The sequence below is a fragment of the Mesorhizobium sp. CO1-1-7 genome (assembly GCF_020164885.1).
Lineage (GTDB): Bacteria > Pseudomonadota > Alphaproteobacteria > Rhizobiales > Rhizobiaceae > Mesorhizobium > Mesorhizobium australicum.
This window is the reverse complement of record NZ_JAIUHA010000016.1, coordinates 33,759-58,214: the sequence shown is the minus strand read 5'-3', so window position 1 is coordinate 58,214 and position 24,456 is coordinate 33,759. Positions and strand designations below refer to the sequence as shown.

The following is a 24,456-nucleotide window of genomic DNA, read 5'->3' as shown; positions in this document are numbered from 1 at the left end:
TCCTCACTTTGCCGTCGTGCCGCGGGTGACAAAGGCGCCGACCGCCGCGACCAGGCGGTCGAGGCAGAAGCCGGTGACGCCGATATAGGCGAGCGCGACGATGATGTCGGGCAGCCGTGACGAATTCCACGCGTCCCAGATGAAGAAGCCGATGCCGACGCCGCCGGTCAGCATTTCGGCCGCGACGATGGCGAGCCAGGACAGGCCGATGCCGATGCGCAGGCCGGTGAAGATGTAAGGCGCAGCGGCCGGCACCATGATCTTGACGAAGAATTCGAGCTGGTTCAGCCGCAGGATGCGGGCGACATTGCGATAGTCCTGCGGGATGTTGCGCACGCCGACGGCGGTGTTGATGATGACCGGCCAGATCGAAGTGATGAAGATCACGAACAGAGCCGACGGGTTGGAGTCGCGGAAGGCGGCGAGCGACAGCGGCAGCCAGGCGAGCGGCGGCACGGTGCGCAGGATCTGGAACACTGGATCGAGGCCGCGCATCGCCCAGATCGACTGGCCGACCAGCGCGCCGAGCGCCACACCGACGACCGCCGCCATGCCGAAGCCGATGGCGACGCGCTGCAGCGAGATCAGCACCCGCCAGGCAAGACCGATATCCTGCGGGCCGTTGTCGAAGAACGGATGCGCGATCAGGTCATAGGCCTCGTTCCACACCTGGCTCGGCGGCGGCAGGCTTGCCGTCGGTGACGAGCAGGCGACCTGCCAGACGACAAGCAGAAGGGCGATGACGATGGCGGGCGGGACGAGAACGCTGGCCACCCTGGTGGCAACCGCCACCGGATCGACACGGCGCCGCGCTTTGGCGGTGAAGGCGACCACCTCGGCTGACTTGGCCGGGAATGCTTTCACCTTGGTGTCCTCGACGGCTTGGATGGACATGTCCTGGGGATACTCCGTGGTGTGCTGGTGCGGTACTGAGCGCCAAACGGCGCTGGCGCCGTTTGCGTTGGGTACAAACGGCCTGACTAAGCCGATGCCTTGATGGTCAGGCTGTCGAGATAGGCCGAGGGGTTGGCCGGATCGAAAGTCTTGCCGTCGAAGAAGGTCTCGACGCCGCGCGAGGACGAGGCCGGGATGTCGCTCGCGGCGACACCGAGTTCCTTGGCCGCCTCGCGCCAGATATCCTCGCGGTTGACCTGGTCGACCAGCGCCTTGATGTCGGTGGTCGGCGCGAACTTGCCCCAGCGGATGTTTTCGGCGAGGAACCAGCTATCGTGGCTCTTGAACGGGTAGGAGACGCCGCCCTTCCAGAATTTCATGTAGAGGTCGGTGGCGCTGGCGACCCGGCCATTGCCGTAGTTGATGTCGCCCTTGAGGCGGCCGATAATGTCGGCGACGGGCACATTCATCCATTGCCGCTTGCCGATGATGGCGGCCATCTCGTCCTTGTTTTCCTTGGCGTCGCACCATTGCTGTGCCGCCATCACCGCCATGACGATCGCCTTGGTGGCGTTGGGATATTTTTCTATGAAGGCGGCGCGCAGGCCGAGCGCCTTTTCCGGATGGCCCTTCCAGAGTTCGCCGGTCGTGGCGGCGGTGAAGCCGACGCCCTGATGGACAAGCTGTTCGTTCCACGGCTCGCCGACGCAGAACACGTCCATATTGCCGACCTTCATGTTGGCCACCATCTGCGGTGGTGGCACGACGATGGTCGAGACGTCCTTGTCCGGGTTGATGCCGCCGGCCGCCAGCCAGTAGCGCAGCCACAGATCATGGGTGCCGCCCGGGAAGGTCATGGCGGCCTTGACCTCCTTGCCTTCGGCCTTCTTGGCGGCGAAGGCGTCCTTCAGCTTGGCGGCATCGAGGCCAACGCCGGTCGCGGCATATTCCTGTGCGACCGAAATGCCCTGGCAGTCGTAGTTGAGGCGGGCGACGATCGCCATCGGCAGCGGCTGGTTGTTCTGCGTCACCTTGCCGGTGTGCATGAGGTAAGGCATCGGCGTCAGGATGTGGGCGCCGTCGATGCCATTGGCTTCGCCGCCGAGCACCAAATTGTCCCGCGTCGCGCCCCAGGAGGCCTGCTTGAGCACCTCGACATCAGGCATGCCGGATTTCGCGAACAGGCCCTTCTCCTTGGCGATGATCAGGGGCGCGGCATCGGTCAGCGCAATGAAGCCGAGCTTGGCGCCGGTTACTTCGGGACCTTTCCCTTCGGCATGAGCGCCGGCGGGAAACAATGTCTTTGCGGCGAGGAACAGTCCTGCCGTCAGCGCGCTGCTGGCCAGAAAATCGCGGCGGGTGAAATCCTTGAGGGACGTGCCAGTTCCGATCCGTTTCGTCATCGTCGTCTCCGGTTGAGCGCGGTTGAAGCGCCGTCGATTGCGTGTTCGGCCAAAAACAAAAAAGCCGCCGGCCAGGCTTCGCGCATCCCTGGGGATTGCGCAGTGACCTGAGCGGCAGCTTTGCCTGTGGCGCCCGCCATTGGACGCCTGTTCCATTGCCCGTGAAGGCTCGTTTATTTCAAAGCAGGAACCGTGCCAGTTTACCTCTGGCCGAAAAATTCAAATGGAATCAATACGATGGGGACTTTCTGGGGCGACCCGATCCGTCGCGACTGAGGTCAAACATTGGTCAGCTCACCTTTCGAGCGCATAATTTTTATGCAATGCACAAGCATGGCGCTAAAATGATCAGGCTTCCCCGATGGCTGATTTTTGCCTCTCGATATAGGCGTCGATCTCGTCTGGATCGAAGATCTGGCCATCGAAGAAACCGTCCGGTCCGAGCATGAGACCGGCTCCCGTCGCGCCTACCGCGGTCGCGGCCTTGAGCGCGCCTTCGGCCTTGGCATTGGCGCCGGGCAGCGCCACCCCGAGTGGCTTCAGTGCCGAGCGGTAGAGATCTGGGCGGTAGCAGTCGCGGGCGATGGCGAGATTGTCGGGCGTGTGCGCGACGTGGCCCCAGCGGACCATCTGCGTGTAGAACCACAGCGAATGGCTTTTCCAGGGAAAGTTGGCGGCCTTGTCGAACGGCACGAAGAAGTCGTCGATGTCCAGCTCGGCCTCGCCGCCCAGCCGGAGATGGCCGGTCAGGATCGGCATCTGGACCGCCGGCGGCAGGCCAAGGAAGCCACGTTGCGCCATCACCGCAGCCAGTTCGTCGCGGTTCGCCGGATCCTGGCACCAGCGCGCCGAGTGATGCAATGCGCGCAAGAGGGCCGCCAACGCCTCGGGGACCTGCTCGGCCCAGGCCTTGCGCACGCCAATCACCTTCTCCGGGCTGTTGCGCCATATCCGTGCCTTGACGGTGACGATATGGCCGGTGCCGGCCGCCACCGCGGCGCTGTTCCAGGGCTCGCCGACGCAATAGCCGTCGATGCGGCCGGCGGCCAGCGCGTCGGCCATGAAGGGCGGCGGCACGATGACGATCTCGATCTCGCGCGATGGATCGACGCCGCAGGCGGCAAGCCAGTAGCGCAGTTCGTAATTGTGCCCGGAATGCGGATGCACGACGGCGAAACGCAGCGGGTCCCGGCCGGCGCCGGCCCGCTCGCGGATGAAGGCGCCAAGTGCCGCGCCGGCACGGGCCGGATCGAGATCGGGTACGGCACCGTGCGCCGCCATGCCGGCCCAGACGGCGTTGGAGATGGTGACGCAGTTGCCGCCGAGCCCCAGCGAAAAGGGCACGATGGTTTCGGAGGCGAGTGGGGTGAGGCCCAGATTGCAGGCGAGCGGCATCGGTCCGAGCATGTGCGCGAGGTCGAAATGGCCGATGGCGATGCGGTCGCGGATGTTGGCCCAGGAGGTCTCGCGGTGCAGGGTGAGATCGATGCCTTCGCGCGCGGCAAAGCCCAGTTCGGCGGCCGCGACCAGCACGGCGCTATCGAAAAGCGGCATGAAGCCGGCGGTGATCTGGTGCTCGGCGCCCATGCTCATTCGTCCTCCGCCGGTCCGAGAAGCCCGGCGGCAGTCACCAGGCTTTGGGCGATGTCGCCGATCTTGCGGTTCTGGTTCATCGCGGTCTTGCGCAGCAGCGAGTAGGCGGCCTCTTCGGTCAGGCCGCGCGACTTCATCAAGATGCCCTTGGCGCGGTCGATCACCTTGCGGCTCTCGAGTTCGCTGCGCGCCTCTTCCAGTTCACGTGCCATGCGCGAGAAAGCGTTGAAGCGGCTCACCGCCATGTCGAGGATCGGCTTGACGCGCTCCTGCCTCAACCCGTCGACGACATAGGCCGAAACGCCGGCATCGACCGCGGCCTCGATCGAGGCCTGATCCGAGCGATCGACGAACATGGCGATCGGGCGCTTTACGGCCCGCGACAGCTGGAACATGTTTTCCAGCATGTCGCGGTTGGGATTGCCAAGGTCGATCACGATGACGTCGGGTTCGATCTCGGCAATGCGGCGCGCAATGCCCGAGACGTCATGGATGATGGTGACCAGCTGATGACCCGCCTCGCGCAATCCGGCTTCGATTATCGAAGCGCGGATGCGGTTTTCGTCGATCACCAGGACGGCGAGGGAAGTTCGGACCATGCCCGCATTATGAGCAAGGCCGCAAATTTGTGCAATGCAGCATAGCCACCGACCTTGGAAGGTCGGCGGCTATGCCCGGAATGCCTGGTGGCGAAAAGTATCGGCTTGGCAGGAGACGTTGATCAGCCGCAGACGCGAACGTCTTCGACCACCCTGTGGTGGTGGCGCCAATGCACGACCGTCTCGATGTGGCAGCGGTGATGGCGGTGGTGACGCCAGCGGTAGCCGTCATTGTCATACTGGACGCTCTGGTCGCCATCATACTCGTTGTCGTAGCGGCGCTCATGATGACGGCGCACGACGATTCCCGAATCTTCGTCCGAGGAATATTCGTTGCCGTCGTCGGACTGGATAGTCACGCTGGCAGCCTGCGTGGGCGCAATCGCCGCAGCTGTCGCGGCAAACGCCAGCACCGAAGCCAAAATCAACTTTCTCATTCTGTCCTCCTGCATGTTCAACACACATAAACTCGCGGAACAACCGGGTGTTCCGCTCAAATCCACACGCTTTGCGACGCTGGCGACATCAAGCCGTTATCGGCCGCATATTACAAATGGACGAAGGCGGTCAGCGGCAGATGGTCGGAGGCCACGCGCGACAACGGTGTGTCATGCGCTTCGATGGTCCCGATCATGCCGTGCCGGTTGGCCATGATCCGGTCGAGCGCCAGCAGCGGCAGATTGGACGGGAAGGTGGGAACGGCAGGGGGCTGCGGGCCGAAGCTCGCGTGCAGCGTGTTCAGCGCGGAGCGGTTGCCGAGCCGCCATTCGTTCAGGTCGCCGAGCAGGAGCGTCGGCTTCTCGTCGGGACTGTTCATGATATCCAGTACGACCTGGGCCTGCTGCGAGCGGGAGCGGCGCAGCAGGCCCAGATGGGCCGCGATGATGCGCAAGGACTGATTTCCGTCGAGATCGATTTCCGCGACCACCGCGCCGCGCGGTTCGAGACCCGGGAGCCTGATCTGATGCACGTCGCGAACGACGCCCCTTTTGAACAGCAGGACATTGCCGTGCCAGCCATGGCCTTTGCCCGTTGCCGAAATGGGCACCGGCACGAGGCCGGTTTCGAGTTCTAGACGGTGCAGGTCGAGAAGCCCGTCACGGTCGCCGAAACGATTGTCGGCCTCCTGCAGGGCGATGACGTCGGGGGCGATCTCCCGGATGACGCGGCTGGTGCGGTCGGGATCGAACTTGCGGTCGACGCCGATGCATTTGTGGACGTTGTAGGAGGCGACCAGCGTCCCGGTGACGCCGTCCTTCTTCGCCGAGAAGGCGTTGGCCTTGCGCATCCGCCGGTCGCGAATGGACAGGAGCATATTGGCCGGCAGGCTGCGCCCGTTCATTCGCATCGCGCGCCGATCGTCCTTGCTGTTCTCACCATGCACCTAGAAATAGAGTCTTTCAGCCGATGTTCCATGGTTGGCGACACCCTATCCGGTAAACACGTCGTTTTCTTAAAGACAGGTTTTTCCCAGAGATAGTTTCTCCTAGAGATAGGGCGACCCCAGCCAGAGCATGCGATCGAACAGCCGGATGATGAACGGACGCGCCCGCAAGGAGGCCAGCGTGACTGGGACGGCCGTTTCGATCGCCGATCCGATCCGGGTCTCGATCTCGGTGGCAAAAGCCGCATCGAGGACCTCAAGGTCGATCTCGAAGTTGAGCCGCAGCGAGCGGGCATCGAGGTTGGAGGACCCGACATAGGCCCACACGCCGTCGATCGAAAGCAGCTTGGAATGGTCGAAGGGCCCTTCCGTGCGCCATATGCGGCAATAATTCTTCAGGATCTGGTCGAATTGCGCGGTCATGGCGCGATCGACAAGGAAGAGGTTGTTCACCGCCGGCACCACGACATCGATCTCGACGCCGCGCCTGGCCGCGGTGATCAAGGCACTGATCAATTCCCGGTCCGGCAGGAAATAGGGCGACATCAGCCGTATCGACTTGCGCGCGACCGAGAAGGCGCCGATCAGCAGTTTGTGGTTGGTTTCGTTGCTTGCATCCGGTCCGGATGCGACCGCACGCACCAGCATCGGTTGGCCGGCGGGTGGCGAAACCGGTGTGATCCGCCAGGCATCGCCCTTCAGCGCCTCCTTGGTGGCAAAGCGCCAGTCCTCGGCGGCGACGGAGAAGAGATCGGCGACAACGGGGCCGGTGACCTGGAAATGCGTATCCCTGGCGCTTTTCGACCCGGCGAACTCCGCCGAAAAACCCTTGCGGATGTTCATGCCGCCGGTAAAGGCAACCGTGCCGTCGACCACCAGGATCTTGCGGTGCGTCCGCAGGTTGGCATAGGGCAGGCGCAGGCCCATGACGATGTTGCCGTTGAAGACGTCCGCCGTAATGTTGGCGCGGCGCAGATGCCCCAGGATGCTGGGCACGGAGTAGCGGGCGCCGACGGCATCGATCAGCACACGGACGGTGACGCCGCGCTGGACGGCGCCGGCCAGCGCTTCGACGAAAAGCAGGCCGACGGCGTCGTTGTCGAAAATATAGGTTTCGAGCAGGACGCTGCGCTCGGCCCCGTCGATCGCCGCGCACATGGCCGGGTAGGCCTCGTCGCCGCTTTCCAGCACCTCGATTGCATTTCCCGGGTTGAGCGTTCGCCGCGCCACCCTGTCGCCCAGCGTCCTGAGGCCGGTGAACCGCTGTCCATAGCGTTCGATGATCAACGCCTCTTCGAGGGCGACGTCGCGTTCATGCTTGGCCGACACCATGCCATCGGCGAGCGGGCGCTGGGCGCTGATCGTGGCGCGGCGGATGCGGTTGATGCCGGCCACGGCATAGATCAGCACGCCGAGGATCGGCGACAGCACCATGATGCCGACCCAGCCGGTGGCGGCGCGGACGTCCTCCTTGGTCATGACAGCATGGGCAATGCCGATGGTCGCCATCACCACCGAGATGATCGCCAGTATTTGGGGCCAGTGAATCGCCAAGGTCTCGAACATTGCCCGGACTATCCAGCGAGCGCCCGCATAAGGCAATGCAGCCGGCCGTATCCACGTCTCTGCATGTGCGAGAACGGCGGCGCACGGTTATTTGAGCAGGCCAACCAGGACGCTGAAAGCAGCGTCGATATCGGCGCGGACCGCGGCGTTGACGGTCTCGCCGTCGCGAGCACGGCAGGCCGCCGCTGGTCGCGAGAGCCTCGGCCGCCAAGCGTGGCTCTCCTGCTGGTGGGAACGTTCGTTTGAGGATTGAGCAGTTGGCTCGATCAACCTGCGATAAATTCCACCTGAGAGAGCCCAGTCTCACCGCGTGGGAAAGCATAGAGCCGGTGCGATCCGGCGTCATCCCGCGCTGCTTTGGTCATCGAGGGCTTCCTGTACTTTGGTGCCGCATCCGTTGTATATCAGAGGGAATGAAATTAGCGATGTAACACTTCGGTTGATGGCGAGGGGGGCGCCGAATGATGACGTTCAACTTCGAGGGTCCACCAGTGGGCGACGGCGATGCGCCGGCCGATTGCCAGGATCAGTTGCTGCCTCTCGTCAATGAGATCGTCCAGGCTGCGGTGACGGCCGGCTGGAGCCGGGACGATGTTCTTCTGGCTTTCGTGGAACTCGCCTGGGATCTGTACGAGAACCGGCGCGGTGATCTGTAGCAGCGGACTGCCAATCACCGGCTCCGAACGGCGGCTCCCATGCTCGACCTCGCGGGCAAGCCATCAATCAGCGCAGGCTGCGCCAGGCACCTGCCGTCAGCGGTTGACGAGAACACAGAATCGCGCGACCGGGCGTGTCAGCACCGATTGGCGAACTCCTGGATGGCGAAGACCTCGCGCCGAGCGAAAATGAAACGCTCGGCAACTCCCATTCGCCGCCATTCCTTGTTTCTTTTCTCGAATAAAGATTTTTCTTTGCACGTGGGAGTTCTTCCCAAGCGAAGATGGCTGCGTTACGCTGTCTTCGGGGCCGGGAAGGGGATTTGAGGCGTCGTCGGACGGCTGAGGCAGTGCGAATGAAAAATGCGGACGAGGCACGGGAAAGCGGCATTTCCCGAGGCATCGATCGGAAGCGAGCAGATCGATACGTCCTGGACATCATTCCTGAAAGTGCAGGTCCGCGCAGGGCCACAGCGCAAGGAAGCGTGATTTATTCCGTTTGCGGGCCCGGCTCGCAGACATTCCCGGCCAAGGAGTACTCCGCAGGGATCGTGCTTGCGCCCATGCAGCCTGCGCATCATTCGCCGCCCGGACGGATCGCTCACATGAACGGACCTGACGACGACGCCGGCTCGCGTCGAGCAATCACGAATTGTTTTTCGCGGGAACGGGCAGGCGGGCCTCGGGTTGAACTCTATCTGGGACTTATCAGGAGGCCGAAGAATGCCGGGCGATGATGGTCCCCCCGGGTCAGTTTCTCGAATCAATTCGGCGCGGCAGCCGGCGCTCACTGCAAAAGGCGCGCTTTCTCCCCGGGCCGCACGCAAGGTGCAAGACTTCCTGCACGAGAACTTCACCCGCAAGCTGGCGCTTGCCGAGATGGCCGCGGTGTGCGGGCTTTCGCCCTCTCATTTCGTGCGGGCGTTTGCCAGGACGTTCGGCGTGCCGCCGCATCAATATGTTCTCGACCTGCGGCTGGACCTCGCCGAAAGGCTGCTTGCCGACAGCCGCATGACGATCGCCGACATCGCTCATTCCAGTGGATTTTCAAGCCAGAGCCATTTTACCACTGTGATGAAAAAATACCGGCAGGTGACCCCATTGCAGGCCCGGGTGGGGAAGCTTAACGCCAAGATTAGATGAGGCGTCGGCCACACCGTTGCTTGATTACTTGGTTTTAAAGCACCGGCTAAGGTAACGAGCCGTTAACCTCCGCCCACTTGCTCGGCTCTTTTCTCACAAGACAGCAATTTCATGAAATACGGCAAGCAGGAATCATGTCTTCTTGCCGTGGACTGGAATTGTCAGACGATTCCATGCCGGCCAGCGGAGAGGGCACCATGACCGACAATCAGATTTCGAGCGGCTCGCCTGTTGTGCAGCGTCGCGCGGCGCATTTTGCCGGCAACTGGATCGCGAATGCCGATCCTCGCTCTCGCTCGGTTCGCCGTCGTTTGATGGCCGTACTGCGCATGGCGCATTGCGTGCTCGGCATGCGGCGCAAGCGCCTGGGGCTGGGAACGCTGGGCGTCGGCGGGGCGCCGGCCGCGATGCTGGGCGCCTTCGCGATCGGCATGGCTGCAACGCCGGCCCTGGCGCAATATCAGGCGGGCGGCGGGTCCGCGACAGGCGGCAACGCCGTCGCCATCGGTAACGGCGCCACGGCGAATGGCAATAACAGCACGGCGTTGGGCACCTCAAACAGTGCAACGGGCGACGCTACGATCGCCATCGGCTATGCGATGAGTGTCAATGGCCTCAATTCCATAGGCATAGGCGTGTTCGCGGGCGCGACCGGCGTCAACGCCCTCGCTTTGGGCGGGAACGCCCATGCCAACGGGGACGGAGCAAGCTCGATTGGCGTCAACTCGGTTGCAGCCGCAGGCGCGGCCGCCTTTGGCCTGAACGCGCGTGCCGACGGATTGAACTCGACGGCGATCGGCTACGTTACCCGAGCGACCGGGCTGCGCGCCACCGCGCTCGGGTTTGGGGCAACAGCGTCCGGGCTGGATTCGCTTGCCCAAGGTAATAGCGCCGTCGCAAGCAATCAGAACGCCATCGCCATCGGCTTCCAGGCGACCGCGACCGCGATCAATGCCGTCAATCTTGGCAACCGAACTGTTGCGGGAGGGGGCGCCCTTCAGGAAAGCGCCATCGCCATTGGCACGGACGTACTGGCGTCTCAGGTTGACTCCACTGCGATCGGGCGCCAAAGCAAGGCAACGGGCACGTCCGCCATAGCGATGGGCGTCACAGCCGCGGCATCGGCAACTAACTCGGTCGCCGTCGGCGCCAGCACGGTTGCATCGGGAGCCTTCGGGGTCGCCATGGGTAACCAAGCGCAGGCGCTTGCAGCCGGTGGTGCTGTTGCGATAGGCTCGGGCGCAATCGTTGCCAGCACCGCGACCTCGGGCCTTGCGCTCGGCAACAATGCAAGTTCCGGTGGTATTTTATCGGTTGCCGTAGGCGCCGGTACCAACGCCAGCGGCGACAATTCCACAGCCACCGGACGCCAGGCTGTTGCGAGTGGCACAAACGCCTCCTCGTACGGGACAGGATCCAAGGCTACGGGAGACAATTCCCTCGCTGCCGGCGTCAGCTCCAACGCCAGCGGGGTTGCCAGCACCGCACTTGGCATCGGCGCCGCGGCGTCGGCTACGAGCGCCATCGCCATCGGCAACAATGCCGCGGCCAGTTCCACCAACGCGGTTGCCATGGGCACCAACGCCGTGGCGACCGGCGGCCAAGCCGTCTCCATCGGTGCGAACAACACCGCCTTTGGCGACGGCGCGGTCGCCATCGGCGATCCGAGCTTCGCCAGCGGCACCGGCGCCTTCACCGGCGGCGCCAACAACATCGCCAACAGCGACGGCACGGCGACCGCGACCGGAGCCAATATGGCCAATGGCGCCGTCGCCATCGGCAACAACAACAAGGCGATCGGGCAAGGCTCCGTCGCGCTGGGCAACGGATCCACCGCGGGCGCCGCCGGCCTCGCCGGCAATGTCGCGCTGGGCAACGGCGCCTCGGCGGCGGCAAGCTCGGGCGACGTGGCGCTGGGCTCGGGCTCGGTGACCGCCGTGGCGGTCGGCACCGCCAGTGGGGTGGTCAACGGCACGACCTATGCCTTCCAGGGCACCAACCCGACCTCGACGGTCAGCATCGGCGCGCCGGGCGCGGAACGCACCATCACCAACCTGGCTGCGGGGCGGATCAGCGCGCTCTCGACCGACGCGATCAACGGCTCGCAGCTCGCCGCCACCAACCAGGCGGTCGACGCCATCGGCGCCGTCGTCAACAACATCAATGTCGGCGGCGGCATCAAGTATTTCCACGCCAACTCGACGCTGGCGGATTCGCAGGCGCTGGGAGCCGATTCCGTCGCTGTCGGCCCGAACGCGGTGGCCAACAATGCCGGCGACGTCGCGATCGGCCTGAATTCGACGTCGGGCGCCACGACCAATGTCGGCGGCACGACGATCGGCGGCGTCAACTACACCTTCGCCGGCGGCACGCCGGCGGGCGCCTTCTCGGTCGGCTCGGCCGGCGCCGAGCGCCAGATCCAGAACGTCGCCGCCGGACAGTTGAACGGCGGTTCGACCGATGCCGTCAACGGCTCGCAGCTCTTCGCCACCAACCAGCAGGTGACGCAGAACACGACCGACATCGCCAATATCGGCGGCAACATCACCAATCTCGGCAACACGATCAACAACATCGCCGGCGACACCTCGGCGATCTACACCAACGCCAATGGCGAGGGCATCCGCTATGCCCGCACCAACGAGACCGGCCTGGCGCAGACCGATTCCTTCGCGCAAGGCGTCGGTTCCACCGCAGTCGGCTACCAGGCGACCGCGACCGGCGTCAGCGCGCTTGCGCTCGGCCGCGACAGCGCGGCCAGCATCGACGGCAGCGTGGCGCTCGGTCAAGGTTCGGTCTCTGACCGCGCGATCGCTCCGGCTTCCGGGCAGATCGCGGCCGGCCCGTCCAACTTCATCCAGTACAACACCACCGACAAGACGCTGCTCGGCGCCGTGTCGGTCGGCACCACCTCGGCCTACCGGCAGATCACCAACGTGGCCGACGGCACGCAGGACCAGGACGCCGTGACTGTGCGCCAGCTGGCGGGAGCGATCGCGGCGGTCTCCGCCACCTCGACGAAATATTTCCATGCCAATTCGACAGCCGGCGACTCGCTGGCGGTCGGAGCGGAATCGGTCGCGGTTGGCCCGACCACGGTCGTCAATGGCGACAATGGCGTCGGCATCGGCAATGGAGCCGTCGTCGACCAGACGGCACCCGGCGGCACGGCCATCGGGCAGAACGCCCATGTCATGCTGGCCGACGGCATCGCGCTCGGCACCGACTCCACTGCCGCCGGCGTGCAATCCATCGCACTGGGCGCTGGCGCCCAAAGCACCTTCGCCAACAGCGTGGCGCTGGGCGCGTCGTCCATCACCACGGTCGGCGCGCAGGCCGGCTACACAGCCTTTGCCCTCGGCGCCGCGCAGACATCGGCCGGCGAAGTGTCCTTCGGTGCCGCCGGGGCGGAGCGCAAGCTCACCAATGTCGCGGCGGGCTCGGCCGATACGGACGGCGTCAACGTCTCGCAGTTGCGCGGTGTCTCACAAAACGTTTCCAACCTGTTCGGCGGCGGCACCACGGTCAATCCCGACGGCTCGATCACCGGGCCGACCTACAATATCCAGGGCAACAACTACTCGACGGTCTATGACGGTTTCACCGCCGTCAACAATGCGCTCACCACCATCAACAATGGCGGCGGCATCAAATATTTCCATGCCAATTCGACGCTGGCCGACAGCCTTGCCGGCGGCACCGACGCGGTGGCGATCGGGCCGGAGAGCGTGGCGAGCGGCACCGACAGCCTGGCCGCGGGCCATGGTTCGACGGCCACCGGGCAGGGCGCCGTGGCGCTCGGCCAGGGCGCGCAGGCCAACAATGCCAGCGATGTGGCGCTCGGCTCCGGCTCGGTGTCGCAGACCGCCGTCGGCACGTCCAACACGGTCATCAACGGCAAGACCTATGCCTTTGCCGGCACGACCCCGGACGGCACCGTCAGCGTCGGCGATGCCGGCGCGGAGAGGACGATCACCAATGTCGCCGCCGGACGCGTTTCTTCCGACAGCACAGATGCGATCAACGGCTCGCAGCTCTACGCCACCAACACAGCGATCGAAGACCTGACCAAAACGATCGGCGGCATCGGCGGCACCGTCCAAAACACCGTGCAGTACGACACCGTCACCAATCCGGACGGATCGACGACCAAAATCAACAAGATCACGCTGCAGGGCGGCGATCCGAATGCGCCTGTCGTCATCTCCAATGTCGGCCCCGGCGTTGCCGGCACCGACGCGGTCAACGTCAACCAGCTGAACCTGAACCTGGCTCAGAGCAAGACCTATACCGACCAGGTGGCTGTCACGACGTTGCAACAAGCCAACACTTATACCGACCAGAAGTTCAGCCAGCTCAATTCCGACATCAGCGGCATCCGGGACGAAGCACGGCAGGCGGCGGCAATCGGTCTGGCGGCAGCCTCGCTCCGCTACGACGACCGTCCCGGCAAGCTGAGCGTGGCGGCGGGCGGTGGCTTCTGGCGGGATTCGAGCGCCTTTGCCTTCGGCGCGGGCTACACCAGCGAGGACGGCCGCATCCGTGGCAATGTGTCCGGCACGGCGGCGGGTGGAAATGTCGGTGTCGGCGCCGGGCTGAGCTTCACCTTGAACTGAGGCGGGGACCTGGGGCGGGAATGAACAGGCGAACCGGCCATGTCAGGCCAGACTCGAATCCGGGAAACCCGTTTGGTTTTCCCGGACTAGCCATGGCATTCCTGACCTGCCTGGCGCTTGCCGGCGGGCTAGCGCCGGCTGCCGCGCAGACGGCTTCGCCATATAGGGTCAAGCCCTCCGACGTGGTCGTGCCGCCGGACGTGAAGCTCGGACAATACCAGCGCACCATCCGCCCCTTCGAGAACTGGACGCTGATCTGCGACGAGAACCTCAAGGCGCGCAAGAAGGTCTGCAACGTCTCGCAGGTGATCGAGGACGGGGCGGGCAAGATGGCGTTCAGCTGGTCGCTCGCCGCCACCCAGGACGGCAAACCCTACATGATCCTGCGCACCGCGCCGAACGCCAGGAGCGATGGGCTGGTATCGCTGAAGTTCGAGGGGCGCGCCGAATCCATCGACGTGCATTTGAACGGCTGCAACGAAATGGTCTGTGTCGGCATGCTGCCGGTGGGACCTCTGATGCGCCAGGAGATAGCGCAGAAGGCGACGCCGGCGATTTCCTACCCGACCGTCGATGGCCAGACCGTTACCGTCACCGCAACGCTCAAGGGGCTGTCCGAGGCCCTTGCGCCAGTCAAATAACCGAGGCAGCACCGTGAGCCAGCAAGACCCGTTCATCTCCGCGACGCGCAGCAACCCGACCGTCGAGCCGGACCGCAAGAGGACCGTCGAGCCGCCGCGGCGTTGGCCGCGCGTCATCGGTTTGTGTGCGCTGGGGCTGGTCATGATGGGCATCGGCTTCGCCGCAGCGAACTATGCCGCGATCGCCGGTCTCGTCGGCACGCCGACGGCCGCTCAGGCCGGCACGGCGCCGCCCGCGCTGCCGGACTCGCCCTTCCTCCAACACGTCAAGCAATCCGGCGTGCAGGCCTGTTCAACCGTCTATCCGGTGCTCGGACAGCTCTTGACGACCGGCTCGAAATACAGCGTCAAGTCGCTGTGGAGCGACCAGGCCGCCGACAAGCACGCCGTGCAGGCGCTTGTCGGCCTGGACTATGCGACCGAGCGCTACAGCGGGCCGGCCGCCGGCATCGTTTTTGCTTCGCCCACCGCCACGGGTTGCGAAGGCACCATGGTGCGGGTGGCGCCGTTCGCCAGCCCCTGCGCCGACGTCACGTCCGCGCTTCCGCAAGGCAGCAAGATCACGGATCATCTCGGACAGGTCGAAGTCTACGAGCTTGGCGGCAACACGGGCGAAGCCCTTCTGCTGCCGACCGGCAACACGTGCGTGGTGATTTCCATCGCATCGGCGGCCAAGTGAGAATGTCAGGCGAATGGGCGAGGCGCCCTGGAAAGGATTGCGGACCATGAAATCGCGACGTTTGACAGTCTTGTGCATGGCCTTGCTGTGGAGCGGGCAGGTCGTCTCGGCCGATCTGGTGGAGCCGTCCGAGCCACCGCAGGAGGAGAAAGGCATCTGGGCGGCAATCGCCTACTCCCAGACCGATACCAAATACGGCTTCTTCTGGGGCGCCGACAAGCGGCAGGAAGCGAAGGACATAGCGCAGAAATATTGCGAGAATGCCGGTGGAAAGGCCTGCAACGTCGTTACCGTGTTCCGCAATCACCGTCATTGGACGGACGATGATAAGACCGGATTTCCCTACAAGCATTGCGGCGCGCTCGCCGTGGCAGACAAAGTGGAGCACCGGTTCACCCCGTGGGGCGTGAACTCCGCCGAGACCCGCCGGGAAGCGGAGGATCTCGCCCTGCAAGCCTGCGAGGCAGGGGGGACCCAATGCAAGATCCGTGAATGGGTCTGTACGTGACGATAAACACGGGTCCTCGAACCGCTACTTCGGGCATTTGCCCGGCACCCAAGAGAAGGCAGTATTCATTGGTTCGTAGACAGCTTTTCCTGAAGGCAGCCGTCATCTGCGCGGCTGCCTTCGCCGCTTCGGTGCCGGCCGTTTTCGCGCAACAGCAGCAGGCTTCGCTTCCCAATGGCGCATCGTCGCTCCAGGAAACCTATCAGGACTGGCAGCTGGCCTGCGGGATGCAGGACAATGCCCGGGTCTGCACGGTCACGCAGGACCAGACGCAGAAAAACGGCCAGAGGCTTCTGGCCGTTGAACTGCGCGTGGGGCAGAAGGGCGGGCTGATCGGAACCTTGCTGCTGCCCTTCGGCATCCTGTTCGAGCCCGGCGTGACGCCCCAGATCGACGACCAGCCGCCCGTCGGGCCGTTGAAGTTCAGGACCTGCCTGCCGAACGGCTGCGTGGCGCTGTTTCCGATCGACCGGGCGCTGATGCAGAAGCTCAAGGCGGGGACCGAGCTGAAACTCGACGTCACCACCGCGGCCGACACCAAGCTGAGTTTTCCGGTGTCGCTGAAAGGCCTTGGCGCCGCCCTCGATCGCATGGTCGCGCTGAGCGCACGTTGACGAGTAGATGCCAAGCGGCCATCACCAACGAGGGTGCCCTACGCGACTGCCGGCGGATGCCAAGGTCTTCGTCCCCTGCGGGCGCTCAGCGTCATACCGGAGCCTGACCCGGTCGGGTCATTTCAAAAGGCCCATTGCAGCGCGAGGCCGATAACCGACAATCCCATCGCAGTCGTCGCGAGCCAGCCGAGAAAGCGCAGCCAGCCCTCGACGGGGAATTCGCCCATGATCTCGGAACGCCCGGTCATCAGCATCATGACGACCATTACGGGGACCGCGCATATGCCGTTGATGACGGCGCTCCAGTAAAGCGCCTTGATGGGATCGATCGGCGTCAGCATGATTCCCATTCCCAGCAGCACGGCGACGGCCAAGGTCGCATAGAACGCCATCGCTTGCTTCGGCTTGCGCTCCAGCCCCACTGGCCAGCGGCGCGCCTCGCCCACGGCGAAAGCGGCCGAGCCGGCGAGAACCGGCACGGCGAGAAGGCCAGTGCCGATAATCCCCATCGCAAAAATCACAAAGGCGAATTTGCCCGCGACCGGCTCCAGTGCCTTGGCTGCGTCGGTGGAGGAATTGATGTCGGTCACCCCCGCCTTGTGCAGGGTGGCGGCCGTGGTGACAATGATTGCAATGGCGATCAGGTTCGAAAAAGCCATGCCCACCAAGGTGTCGGCGCGAATGCGCTGGAACGCGCGCGGCGCCTGCCACGGTGCCCATTTCAGCGGCTTGGCCTTCGGGTCGATCTTCTCCTCTTCGACCTCTTGCGATGCTTGCCAGAAGAACAGGTAGGGAGAAATCGTGGTGCCGAGTATGGCCAGAAGCGTCGTGAAGAACGCCCGGCTCCATTCGACATGCGGAACAACGATTCCCTTGAGCGCCTCGCCCCATGGGATATCAGTCAGAAACGCGGCCACCACGTAGGCAAAGAGGCTCAGCGTTGTCCATTTCAGGACCGTGACGTAGCGGCTGTAGTCGAGGAAGACGATCGCCAAAACGCATGCCACGCCGAACGCAACGACGTAAAGCGAGCTTGGGCCGCCCACCAGCAACCACAATGCATCAGCCATCGCGCTCAGGTCCGCCCCGATGTTGATCACGTTGGCGGCGAACAAAAGCAAGGCTACAAAATACATCAGCGGAGACGGGTAGTGCCGTGCGAGGTTGCCGGAAATACCTCGACCTGTCGTCCGGCCTATTCGCGCTGCTATCTCCTGGATCGCGACCATGAGCGGAAAGGTGAAGACCATCGTCCAGCCGACATTGAACCCCAACTGGGCGCCCGCCTGGCTGTAGGTGCCGATGCCCGAAGGATCGTCGTCCGAAGCGCCTGTGATGAAACCAGGCCCGATTGTGCGCAGCAGCCGCTGGAATGGCCCTTTTGCCCGAAGATTGCTCTGTTTCTCAGAGACTTCGGCGCTTATGTTGCTCATGCAGGTGCTCCAAATACGGGGTCCCTTCCGTAATCCGCCTGAAGCAAAATTCGGCGATAGCCATTCGGTTCCGTTAGCTAGCGCTGAAACGCCGTTGGTGCCGTGTCGCCAGGTCGTGCTTGCTTTGCCGGCGATATGCTATTTCTCAGGCGCGAGATCGAGCGAAGGTCTCGGCGATCGCGAGAACCGCGGCGTGTATAGGTCCCGCGGTTAGACTGGGCATGATCGACGCGTCGACGACAAAAAGATTGTCGAGCGCCTTCAGCCGCAGATCCGCATCGACGACGGCGTCCGGATCCTTGCCCATCCTGCAAGTGCCACAGGGATGATGGTGCGTGATGACCGACTGCGCGATGAAGTCGTCCATGTCAGCCGCGCTGTTCAGGCTGCCTGGCAGGAGTTCGCGCTCGCGCCAGCCGGCGAGTTCATCCCGATGTCCGATCGTCCGGGCTGCCTCGAGCGCCTGGCGAAACAGCGCACGGTCCCGGCCGCTTTGCAAATATGCGGGGTCGATGATCAACCGATCATCGAGCTCCGGCCCGCTTATGCGCACGCTGCCGCGGCTCGCTGGATGGGTGATCCCGAACAGCAGCGAATATGCCGTGCCGGCGGCAGGCGCCTGAAAGCGTTCCGACACGATCGGCGCGATGCCGCAACCAACGACGATTTCGGGCTGACCGGTACCGGTGAACCCGTCGGCGCGCATATACGCCATCGATTCCGAGTGCTGGAGGCGCGATGGAGGAACGTGCCTGCGAGCCGCATAAAGGTTGCCGGCGCCAAGCAGGTGATCCTGAAGGTTTCGACCGACTTCCGGCATATCGATCAGGCAGCCAACGCCGGCGGTATCGAGCATGTCGTGCGGACCGATGCCCGAGCGCATCAGCAAAGCCGGACTTTCCAGCGCGCCGGCGCAAAGGACAATTTGATCCGCGAGGATTTCGACCGGACCCTGTCGCCCTGCGATTTCGAGGCCGCGGACCCGATTGCTCGCCAGGTTAAGCCGCCGCACTCGCGATCCCGTGAGGATGGTCAGGTTCTCGCGGCCTCGAACAGCCGGCATGAGCCAGGCGTCCGCCACCGTAACCCGCCGCCCATCGCGAATGTTCAAGGAGTTCGGGGTGACGCCGATCATCTCCCCGCTGTTGTGCCCTTCAAGACGCGGCAGGCCGAGCGAAGCGCCGGCTTCGATAAACGCGCGCGCGACCGGACTGACCTCGTCGGCCGGCAAATGGACGGGCATCGGCCCGCCCTTGCCGTAAAGGCCGTTGCCGCCGAGCGGGTGATCCTCGATAGCCCGAAACGCGGGCAGCAATTCATCCCAGCTCCATCTGTTATCGCCGGTCGCGTCGACCCATGCCTGGAAGTCCCGGGGATGACCACGCATGTAACCCATCGCGTGCAGGCAACTCGAGCCGCCGACCACCCGCCCGCGCGCCCAGCGATGCACCCGGCCAGCGGTCCCGGCTTGCGGCTCCGTGCGATAGTCCCAATCGTAGCCACGGCCCTGAAGTGCCGGCCATGCGGCGGGGTTCCAGATGTCGGGATCCACCGCTTCTTCGCCTGCCTCGATCAGCAGAACGCGGCTGTCCGGCTTTTCACTCAGTCGCGCCGCAAGCAATGCGCCAGCCGACCCGCCGCCGACGATGACGATATCGGCATCCCGTTCGCGCTCAAAATTCGCCCAGCTCATCATCACTCCATCTGACGCTTGCGTATTTGGATGGTCGGCAAGTTTGGCGCCGGCACGAGGTGGCCTACGCATCGACCGTTCGCGGACAGTCGATCCGCGACATCGTCAAAGGCTTCGGGTTTCAGGCGGAGCAACTGTCTTTCGAAAAACTCAAATCGCGCTGTCCATGGACATCTTCGCTGCCGCTTTGGCCTTCAACAGGTGATTTTTGGAGGCCTTGCGGGCGGCCTTCTCGTCGCCGGCGGCGATGGATTCGTATATCTCCTTCATCTCCGCCAGGCTGCTCTGTGCCCTGCCATCCAAGGACATCGATCGTCCGCGAAAGAAGCTGATCCTGGCCACAAGGCCACGATGGACCTCCTCAAGGATCGGGTTGCCGCAATTGGCCAGTATGATCGAATAGAAGTCTGCGGCGGTCATGACCTGTGCCAGGCTGTCATTGCTGGACGCCGCCGCTTCGAACGCGGAAAGAGATTTCTCGAGTTCAAGCAACTGCTCCGGGGAAATTCTCGACGCGCAGCGTCCCGCGGCCTCGACTTCCAGCAGCTCTCGAACCTCGTAGATGGCGGTTGCCACCTCCCACGTAAGCGACGGTATCGACGGCCCGCGGTTGGGGACGATCTCGATCAGGCGCTCGGCCTCGAGACTGCGCAAAGCCTCCCTTAGCGAAGGGCGGCTGATGCCGAGTTGTGTGCACAGCTGACTTTCGATGAGCCGGCTTCCCGGCTGGAACAATCCGGAGAAGATGGCGAGCCGTAACTTGTCGACGGTCTCGCGTTGAACTGTTCGTGGGGAAATTCGCAAATTCAAATCTGGAGGCATCTCTAACGTCTCATCGGTTTGAGTCGCAATCTCCTAACCAGCATACGTCACGCCGTGGAAAATAGCCAGATTGTCAAATCTGAAGATTGCAAGAATGTCAGACAATCTGCTTGACGTCCTTCTGGCTGTATGATCCTTTTGACCGAGACGGGCAGTGACGGTGAGGATCATGAACATTGCGGCAGGGATAGCTTCCGACCAATTTGGCTCGCGACGCATCGACACCGGCCGCATCACCTTGAATGCGCGCGAGGCGGGCAACGGCCCGTTGATGCTGTTTTTCCATGGCATTACCTCCAATTCCGCGGTCTTCACGCCGTTGATGGCTCGGCTCTCGGATCGCTTCACGGCCGTGGCCGTCGACCAGAGAGGGCACGGCCACAGCGACAAGCCGGAAGGCGGTTACGAGGCGCATGACTATGCCGACGACATTGCCGGCTTGATCCGTACCCTCCACCGGGGTCCTGCCATCCTCGTCGGACATTCGCTTGGCGCGAGAAACTCCGTCACGGCAGCCGTGCGACATCCAGATCTGGTGCGGTCGGTCATCGCAATCGACTTCACGCCCTATATCGAGACCGAAGCGTTGGATGCGCTGGAAGCCCGGGTGAACGCGGGAAGCCAGCTTTTCGAGGATATCAAGGCCGTCGAAGCCTATCTTGCTGGCCGCTATCCGAACATTCCCGCCGACGCCATCAGGATCCGGGCCGAGAGCGGCTATCAGCGGGTCGACGGCGGGCTGCGACCATTGGCGTCGCCCGCGGCCATGGCCCAGACGGCCAAGGGCCTGCGATCGGACCTGGTGCCCGCCTATCGGGATGTGGCGAAGCCCGTCCTTATCGTTCGGGGCGAGGCGAGCAAATTGGTTTCGGCGGCGGCGCTGGCAAAAACAAGCCGGCTGCGGCCCGATCTGCCCGTGGTCGTCGTTCCGGGCGCCGACCACTACGTCAACGAGGTATCTCCCGAGATCACGCTGAAAGCGATCACGAATTTCATCGACGCCTGACGGCCCAGCACGCCGTCTTCTTGTACGCAGCATCAGGATAGAAAATGGCCAATGTAAACAAAACCCAGGGTAAGGCGCGCCATGCCGAGGTCGCTGGCGGCGGCTTTGCCGGTCTGACCGCCGCCATCGCTCTGAGGCAGAACGGTTGGGATGTCAGGCTGCACGAAAAGAGCTCGGAGCTGCGGGCATTCGGCGCGGGCATCTATCTCTGGCACAATGGCCTTCGCGTGCTCGAAGGACTGGGTGCCCTGGATGATGTTCTCCAAGGTTCGCATACGCCCCCGACCTACGAGACCTGGATGCATAACAAGTCGGTTTCCAAGGAGACGTTCAACGGCCTTCCGTGGCGCATCATGACCCGGAGCCACCTGCATGACGCCCTGGTCAACCGCGCCCGCGCGCTGGGTGTCGACGTATCGGTCAACTCCGAAGCGGTCGCCGCCGATCCGGAAGGCCGCCTGACGCTTCAGACGGGAGAGGTTCTCGAAGCCGACCTGATCGTCGGCGCCGACGGCGTTGGCTCCAAGGTCAGGGACTCCATTGGCTTCAAGCAGGACCGATGGGTCTCCAAGGACGGTCTCATCCGGCTGATCGTGCCTCGCAAGAAGAAGGAACTCGGTCACGGCGAGTGGGACAACACCATAGACATGTGGAACTTCTGGCCGCGCGTTCAGCGGATCCTCTACTCGCCCTGCAACGAGAATGAGCTTTATCTCGGCCTCATGGCTCCAGCCGCCGATCCGCGGGGGTCGCAGGTGCCGATCGATCTCGAGGTCTGGGTCGAGATGTTCCCTTTCCTGGAGCCGTGCCTGATCGAGGCGGCGAAGCTGAAAACAGCCAGGTACGACAAGTACGAAACGACCAAGCTTGACAGCTGGACAAGAGGCAAGGTCGCCCTGGTGGGAGATGCCGCGCATGCGATGTGTCCGGCTCTTGCCCAGGGCGCCGGTTGCGCGATGGTCAATGCCTTCAGCCTGTCGCAAGATTTGCAGACTGGCTCTTCGGTCGAGGACGCGCTCGTCGCGTGGGAAAAGCGCATTCGCCCGATCACCGATCGCTGCCAGGCGCTGTCCGGCGACTATGCGGCGAACCGCTCGCTCTCGAAGGGAAACATGTTCACGCCGGCGGCATTGGAAGCAGCCCGCTACGACCCGCTGCGCGGCGTCTTCTCATGGCCGCAGTAGCATCGGACGAGCCGCTCAACGCATTAATCGGCGCGCGCGCAAGCTGCGCTCCCTTCAGGAGATAAAGATGAACTATTCCAGTGAAGTCGAACGGGATTACGATGTCAGGGGGTGGTACGCCTCGGTCCAGGAAAGCCGGCATGATGGCGGCCAGCCTGGCGAGACCCTCGTCAAAGTCGCGACTGGCGTGGTCATCCGCAATCCGTTCGCCGGAAAGTTCGTCGCCGAACTGTCCGACCTGACCAATCCCAGTTCAGCCATCGGTCATGCGCTCGGCGAGCGGGCGGTGGCGCTGCTCGGCAACAGGCCGGTCGAAAGCTATGGCAAAGGCGGTATCGCGGGCACATCCGGCGAGCAGGAACATGTCGTCGCCTGCATCACCACGGTGTTCGGAGATCCGCTGCGCCAGCAAGTGGGCGGCGGCAAGGCCTGGATCTCGTCGGTCAGCAAGGTCGCCGCAGCCGGCACATCCATCGATATCCCGCTTGCCCACAAGGACGAGCTCTACATCCGTTCCCACTATGATGCCGTCACATTTTCGGTGCCGGATGGCCCGCGCCCCGATGAGCTTTTGATCTGCGTGGCCGTCGCATCGGGTCCGCGCGTTCATCAGCGCGTCGGGGGCAAATCCGTCGCCGACCTCAAGGCCGGTGTCTAGTTCGATCGAAATTGGCGAAGGACGAATTCCATGCCCCTGAACATCAAGGACCTCAAGATTACGTCGGCGGATTTCAAGCCGCTCGGGAAGTTGCGCGACGAGCATGCCGGCGACAAAGGCAATGTGTTGCCCAGGCTTACGGTCAGCGGCGTCCCCGCGGGCACGAAGGAACTCGCGGTCATCTGCCATGATCCCGACGCGCCCTTGCCCAACGGCTTCACCCATTGGGTCGTCTACGGCATCGATCCGTCGACCACCGATCTTTCGGACGCGCAGGAAAAGTTTCGCGTCGGGCCAAACGGCGCCGGCGGCAAGCAGTATTACGGGCCCCAGCCGCCCGCAGGCCATGGAGAACATCACTATTACTTCTGGGTCTATGCCCTGGACACCAAGGTCGAAGGGACGCCTACCAGGGAGGAGTTCCTGCAGAAATATGCCGGGAACATCATCGAGCAAAACCGGATCGTTGGCCTCTACGAAAACAAGTGAAATCCGCGACGCCGGCGACCGATAACTAAGAATAAAAATGGTCGCCAGCGCCGCGCAATGGGAGAATTTGGAAATGAAAGACAACAGCCCAGCACACCAGACCGTCTTCGAAGAGCTGGTCACGGCGACGAAGATCCTTCTGAACGAAGGCATCATGGATACGTTCGGGCACATCAGTGCCCGTGACCCCCAGGATCCCCAAAGCTTCTTCCTGGCCCAGAAGCTTGCTCCGAGCCTGATAACCGTCGACGACATCCAGCGTTTCAATCTCGACGGCGAGACGTCGGACAATCGCCCGTCCTATCTTGAGCGCTACATCCACAGCGAGATCTACAAGGCGCGGCCCGACGTCCAGTGTGTGCTCCACACTCATTCTCCGGCTGTCCTGCCGTACTGCTTCGTCGATACGCCGCTTCGGCCGGTCACCCACATGGGAGCTTTCATCGGCGAGAAAGTCCCGGTCTACGAGATTCGCGACAAGAATGGCGACGAGACGGATCTCTTCGGCGGCAGCCCCGGGATCTGCGCTGATATCGCCGAAAGTCTCGGCAACCAGACAGTGGTGCTCATGGCGCGGCATGGCGTCGTCAATGTCGGCAACTCCGTGCGTGAGGTCGTCTTCCGGGCGTTCTATCTCGAGCAGGAAGCGGCAGCGCTCACGGCCGGCCTGCGGATCGGCAACATCAAATATCTGTCGCCGGGCGAGATAAAGACGGCAGGAAAACTCGTCGGCGCCCAGATCGATCGAGGATGGAATCACTGGTCGCAGCGTCTGAGAGAGGCCGGCCTGGCCTAGTGCCGGCCGCCTTGAGGAATACCTAGTCCATCCGGCCCTGGCCGGGATGGTCCAGGCTCGGGTTTCAATAGTTCCCTGG

22 protein-coding genes are annotated in these 24,456 nt (G+C 63.6%); 12 read left to right on the top strand and 10 right to left on the bottom strand.

The features are described 5' to 3' along the window. Positions 1–3 precede the first annotated feature (3 nt). From ntrB to LB516_RS27925, 7 genes are all read right to left on the bottom strand, one after another. Positions 4–894 carry a nitrate ABC transporter permease gene (gene ntrB, locus LB516_RS27955; protein ID WP_140823165.1) on the bottom strand — a complete coding sequence of 297 codons (891 nt, stop codon included), beginning with the start codon at positions 892–894 and terminating at the stop codon, positions 4–6. A gap of 86 nt (positions 895–980) precedes the next feature. Continuing rightward, positions 981–2,297, bottom strand: a complete 1,317-nt coding sequence (locus LB516_RS27950; RefSeq protein WP_224720758.1) for a CmpA/NrtA family ABC transporter substrate-binding protein — start codon at positions 2,295–2,297, stop codon at positions 981–983. 348 nt (positions 2,298–2,645) lie between these two features. Beyond that, complete coding sequence (locus LB516_RS27945; protein WP_224720768.1) at positions 2,646–3,884, bottom strand: CmpA/NrtA family ABC transporter substrate-binding protein; 1,239 nt, start codon at positions 3,882–3,884, stop codon at positions 2,646–2,648. A 2-nt stretch (positions 3,885–3,886) separates the two neighbouring features. Then, entirely contained in the window at positions 3,887–4,489 is a 603-nt protein-coding gene (locus LB516_RS27940) for an ANTAR domain-containing response regulator (RefSeq protein WP_224720757.1), read from the bottom strand. A 122-nt stretch (positions 4,490–4,611) separates the two neighbouring features. Continuing rightward, positions 4,612–4,926: a hypothetical protein gene (locus LB516_RS27935; protein ID WP_224720756.1), complete on the bottom strand. Its 315-nt coding sequence runs from the start codon at positions 4,924–4,926 to the stop codon at positions 4,612–4,614. A 110-nt stretch (positions 4,927–5,036) separates the two neighbouring features. Then, on the bottom strand, positions 5,037–5,837 hold the full coding sequence (locus LB516_RS27930) for an endonuclease/exonuclease/phosphatase family protein (protein ID WP_140619516.1): 801 nt from the start codon (positions 5,835–5,837) through the stop codon (positions 5,037–5,039). Between the two features lie 138 nt (positions 5,838–5,975). Then, the gene (locus LB516_RS27925) at positions 5,976–7,439 is read right to left on the bottom strand and encodes a phospholipase D-like domain-containing protein (RefSeq protein ID WP_224720755.1); all 1,464 of its coding nucleotides are present in this window, start codon (positions 7,437–7,439) and stop codon (positions 5,976–5,978) included. A 461-nt stretch (positions 7,440–7,900) separates the two neighbouring features. Here LB516_RS27925 and LB516_RS27920 point away from each other — a divergent pair, with 461 nt between their 5' ends. From LB516_RS27920 to LB516_RS27890, 7 genes are all read left to right on the top strand, one after another. Then, positions 7,901–8,095 (top strand): hypothetical protein, encoded by a 195-nt coding sequence (locus tag LB516_RS27920; RefSeq protein WP_224720754.1) that lies wholly within the window; start codon positions 7,901–7,903, stop codon positions 8,093–8,095. A gap of 723 nt (positions 8,096–8,818) precedes the next feature. Then, positions 8,819–9,238, top strand: a complete 420-nt coding sequence (locus LB516_RS27915; protein WP_224720753.1) for an AraC family transcriptional regulator — start codon at positions 8,819–8,821, stop codon at positions 9,236–9,238. 197 nt (positions 9,239–9,435) lie between these two features. Continuing rightward, positions 9,436–13,854 carry a YadA-like family protein gene (locus LB516_RS27910; protein WP_224720752.1) on the top strand — a complete coding sequence of 1,473 codons (4,419 nt, stop codon included), beginning with the start codon at positions 9,436–9,438 and terminating at the stop codon, positions 13,852–13,854. A gap of 92 nt (positions 13,855–13,946) precedes the next feature. Continuing rightward, positions 13,947–14,495 carry an invasion associated locus B family protein gene (locus tag LB516_RS27905; protein WP_140617616.1) on the top strand — a complete coding sequence of 183 codons (549 nt, stop codon included), beginning with the start codon at positions 13,947–13,949 and terminating at the stop codon, positions 14,493–14,495. A 13-nt stretch (positions 14,496–14,508) separates the two neighbouring features. Next, positions 14,509–15,174 carry a hypothetical protein gene (locus tag LB516_RS27900; protein ID WP_015315967.1) on the top strand — a complete coding sequence of 222 codons (666 nt, stop codon included), beginning with the start codon at positions 14,509–14,511 and terminating at the stop codon, positions 15,172–15,174. A gap of 46 nt (positions 15,175–15,220) precedes the next feature. After that, a complete protein-coding gene (locus tag LB516_RS27895; RefSeq protein ID WP_015315968.1) occupies positions 15,221–15,682 on the top strand; it encodes a DUF4189 domain-containing protein in 462 nt (153 codons plus the stop codon). Positions 15,683–15,750: 68 nt separating this feature from the next. Next, positions 15,751–16,296, top strand: a complete 546-nt coding sequence (locus tag LB516_RS27890; protein ID WP_224583397.1) for an invasion associated locus B family protein — start codon at positions 15,751–15,753, stop codon at positions 16,294–16,296. A gap of 122 nt (positions 16,297–16,418) precedes the next feature. Here the strand turns inward: LB516_RS27890 and LB516_RS27885 are convergent, their stop codons facing one another. From LB516_RS27885 to LB516_RS27875, 3 genes are all read right to left on the bottom strand, one after another. After that, the gene (locus tag LB516_RS27885; RefSeq protein WP_140823169.1) at positions 16,419–17,729 is read right to left on the bottom strand and encodes an NRAMP family divalent metal transporter; all 1,311 of its coding nucleotides are present in this window, start codon (positions 17,727–17,729) and stop codon (positions 16,419–16,421) included. Positions 17,730–17,874: 145 nt separating this feature from the next. After that, positions 17,875–19,422: a GMC family oxidoreductase gene (locus LB516_RS27880; RefSeq protein WP_224720751.1), complete on the bottom strand. Its 1,548-nt coding sequence runs from the start codon at positions 19,420–19,422 to the stop codon at positions 17,875–17,877. Positions 19,423–19,572: 150 nt separating this feature from the next. Then, on the bottom strand, positions 19,573–20,244 hold the full coding sequence (locus LB516_RS27875; RefSeq protein WP_140617621.1) for a GntR family transcriptional regulator: 672 nt from the start codon (positions 20,242–20,244) through the stop codon (positions 19,573–19,575). 169 nt (positions 20,245–20,413) lie between these two features. Between LB516_RS27875 and LB516_RS27870 the strand changes: the two genes are divergently transcribed. The 5 genes from LB516_RS27870 to LB516_RS27850 all read left to right on the top strand — a co-directional run bounded on the left by LB516_RS27870 (position 20,414) and on the right by LB516_RS27850 (position 24,377). After that, positions 20,414–21,250 carry an alpha/beta fold hydrolase gene (locus tag LB516_RS27870; protein WP_224720750.1) on the top strand — a complete coding sequence of 279 codons (837 nt, stop codon included), beginning with the start codon at positions 20,414–20,416 and terminating at the stop codon, positions 21,248–21,250. Positions 21,251–21,294: 44 nt separating this feature from the next. After that, entirely contained in the window at positions 21,295–22,434 is a 1,140-nt protein-coding gene (locus tag LB516_RS27865) for an FAD-dependent oxidoreductase (protein ID WP_224720749.1), read from the top strand. A gap of 67 nt (positions 22,435–22,501) precedes the next feature. Then, on the top strand, positions 22,502–23,092 hold the full coding sequence (locus LB516_RS27860) for an amino acid synthesis family protein (RefSeq protein ID WP_041163678.1): 591 nt from the start codon (positions 22,502–22,504) through the stop codon (positions 23,090–23,092). A 30-nt stretch (positions 23,093–23,122) separates the two neighbouring features. Beyond that, a complete protein-coding gene (locus tag LB516_RS27855; protein WP_015315976.1) occupies positions 23,123–23,581 on the top strand; it encodes a YbhB/YbcL family Raf kinase inhibitor-like protein in 459 nt (152 codons plus the stop codon). 73 nt (positions 23,582–23,654) lie between these two features. Continuing rightward, on the top strand, positions 23,655–24,377 hold the full coding sequence (locus LB516_RS27850; protein ID WP_140617623.1) for a class II aldolase/adducin family protein: 723 nt from the start codon (positions 23,655–23,657) through the stop codon (positions 24,375–24,377). The last annotated feature ends 79 nt before the right edge of the window (positions 24,378–24,456 follow it).

Bases quoted from the DNA above. Each gene is read 5' to 3' on its own strand.
- ntrB (WP_140823165.1), bottom strand. From the start codon at position 894: ATGTCCATCCAAGCCGTCGAGGACACCAAGGTGAAAGCATTCCCGGCC.
- LB516_RS27950 (WP_224720758.1), bottom strand. From the start codon at position 2,297: ATGACGAAACGGATCGGAACTGGCACGTCCCTCAAGGATTTCACCCGC.
- LB516_RS27945 (WP_224720768.1), bottom strand. From the start codon at position 3,884: ATGGGCGCCGAGCACCAGATCACCGCCGGCTTCATGCCGCTTTTCGAT.
- LB516_RS27940 (WP_224720757.1), bottom strand. From the start codon at position 4,489: ATGGTCCGAACTTCCCTCGCCGTCCTGGTGATCGACGAAAACCGCATC.
- LB516_RS27935 (WP_224720756.1), bottom strand. From the start codon at position 4,926: ATGAGAAAGTTGATTTTGGCTTCGGTGCTGGCGTTTGCCGCGACAGCT.
- LB516_RS27930 (WP_140619516.1), bottom strand. From the start codon at position 5,837: ATGCGAATGAACGGGCGCAGCCTGCCGGCCAATATGCTCCTGTCCATT.
- LB516_RS27925 (WP_224720755.1), bottom strand. From the start codon at position 7,439: ATGTTCGAGACCTTGGCGATTCACTGGCCCCAAATACTGGCGATCATC.
- LB516_RS27920 (WP_224720754.1), top strand. From the start codon at position 7,901: ATGATGACGTTCAACTTCGAGGGTCCACCAGTGGGCGACGGCGATGCG.
- LB516_RS27915 (WP_224720753.1), top strand. From the start codon at position 8,819: ATGCCGGGCGATGATGGTCCCCCCGGGTCAGTTTCTCGAATCAATTCG.
- LB516_RS27910 (WP_224720752.1), top strand. From the start codon at position 9,436: ATGACCGACAATCAGATTTCGAGCGGCTCGCCTGTTGTGCAGCGTCGC.
- LB516_RS27905 (WP_140617616.1), top strand. From the start codon at position 13,947: ATGGCATTCCTGACCTGCCTGGCGCTTGCCGGCGGGCTAGCGCCGGCT.
- LB516_RS27895 (WP_015315968.1), top strand. From the start codon at position 15,221: ATGAAATCGCGACGTTTGACAGTCTTGTGCATGGCCTTGCTGTGGAGC.
- LB516_RS27885 (WP_140823169.1), bottom strand. From the start codon at position 17,729: ATGAGCAACATAAGCGCCGAAGTCTCTGAGAAACAGAGCAATCTTCGG.
- LB516_RS27880 (WP_224720751.1), bottom strand. From the start codon at position 19,422: ATGAGCTGGGCGAATTTTGAGCGCGAACGGGATGCCGATATCGTCATC.
- LB516_RS27875 (WP_140617621.1), bottom strand. From the start codon at position 20,244: ATGCCTCCAGATTTGAATTTGCGAATTTCCCCACGAACAGTTCAACGC.
- LB516_RS27870 (WP_224720750.1), top strand. From the start codon at position 20,414: ATGAACATTGCGGCAGGGATAGCTTCCGACCAATTTGGCTCGCGACGC.
- LB516_RS27865 (WP_224720749.1), top strand. From the start codon at position 21,295: ATGGCCAATGTAAACAAAACCCAGGGTAAGGCGCGCCATGCCGAGGTC.
- LB516_RS27860 (WP_041163678.1), top strand. From the start codon at position 22,502: ATGAACTATTCCAGTGAAGTCGAACGGGATTACGATGTCAGGGGGTGG.
- LB516_RS27855 (WP_015315976.1), top strand. From the start codon at position 23,123: ATGCCCCTGAACATCAAGGACCTCAAGATTACGTCGGCGGATTTCAAG.
- LB516_RS27850 (WP_140617623.1), top strand. From the start codon at position 23,655: ATGAAAGACAACAGCCCAGCACACCAGACCGTCTTCGAAGAGCTGGTC.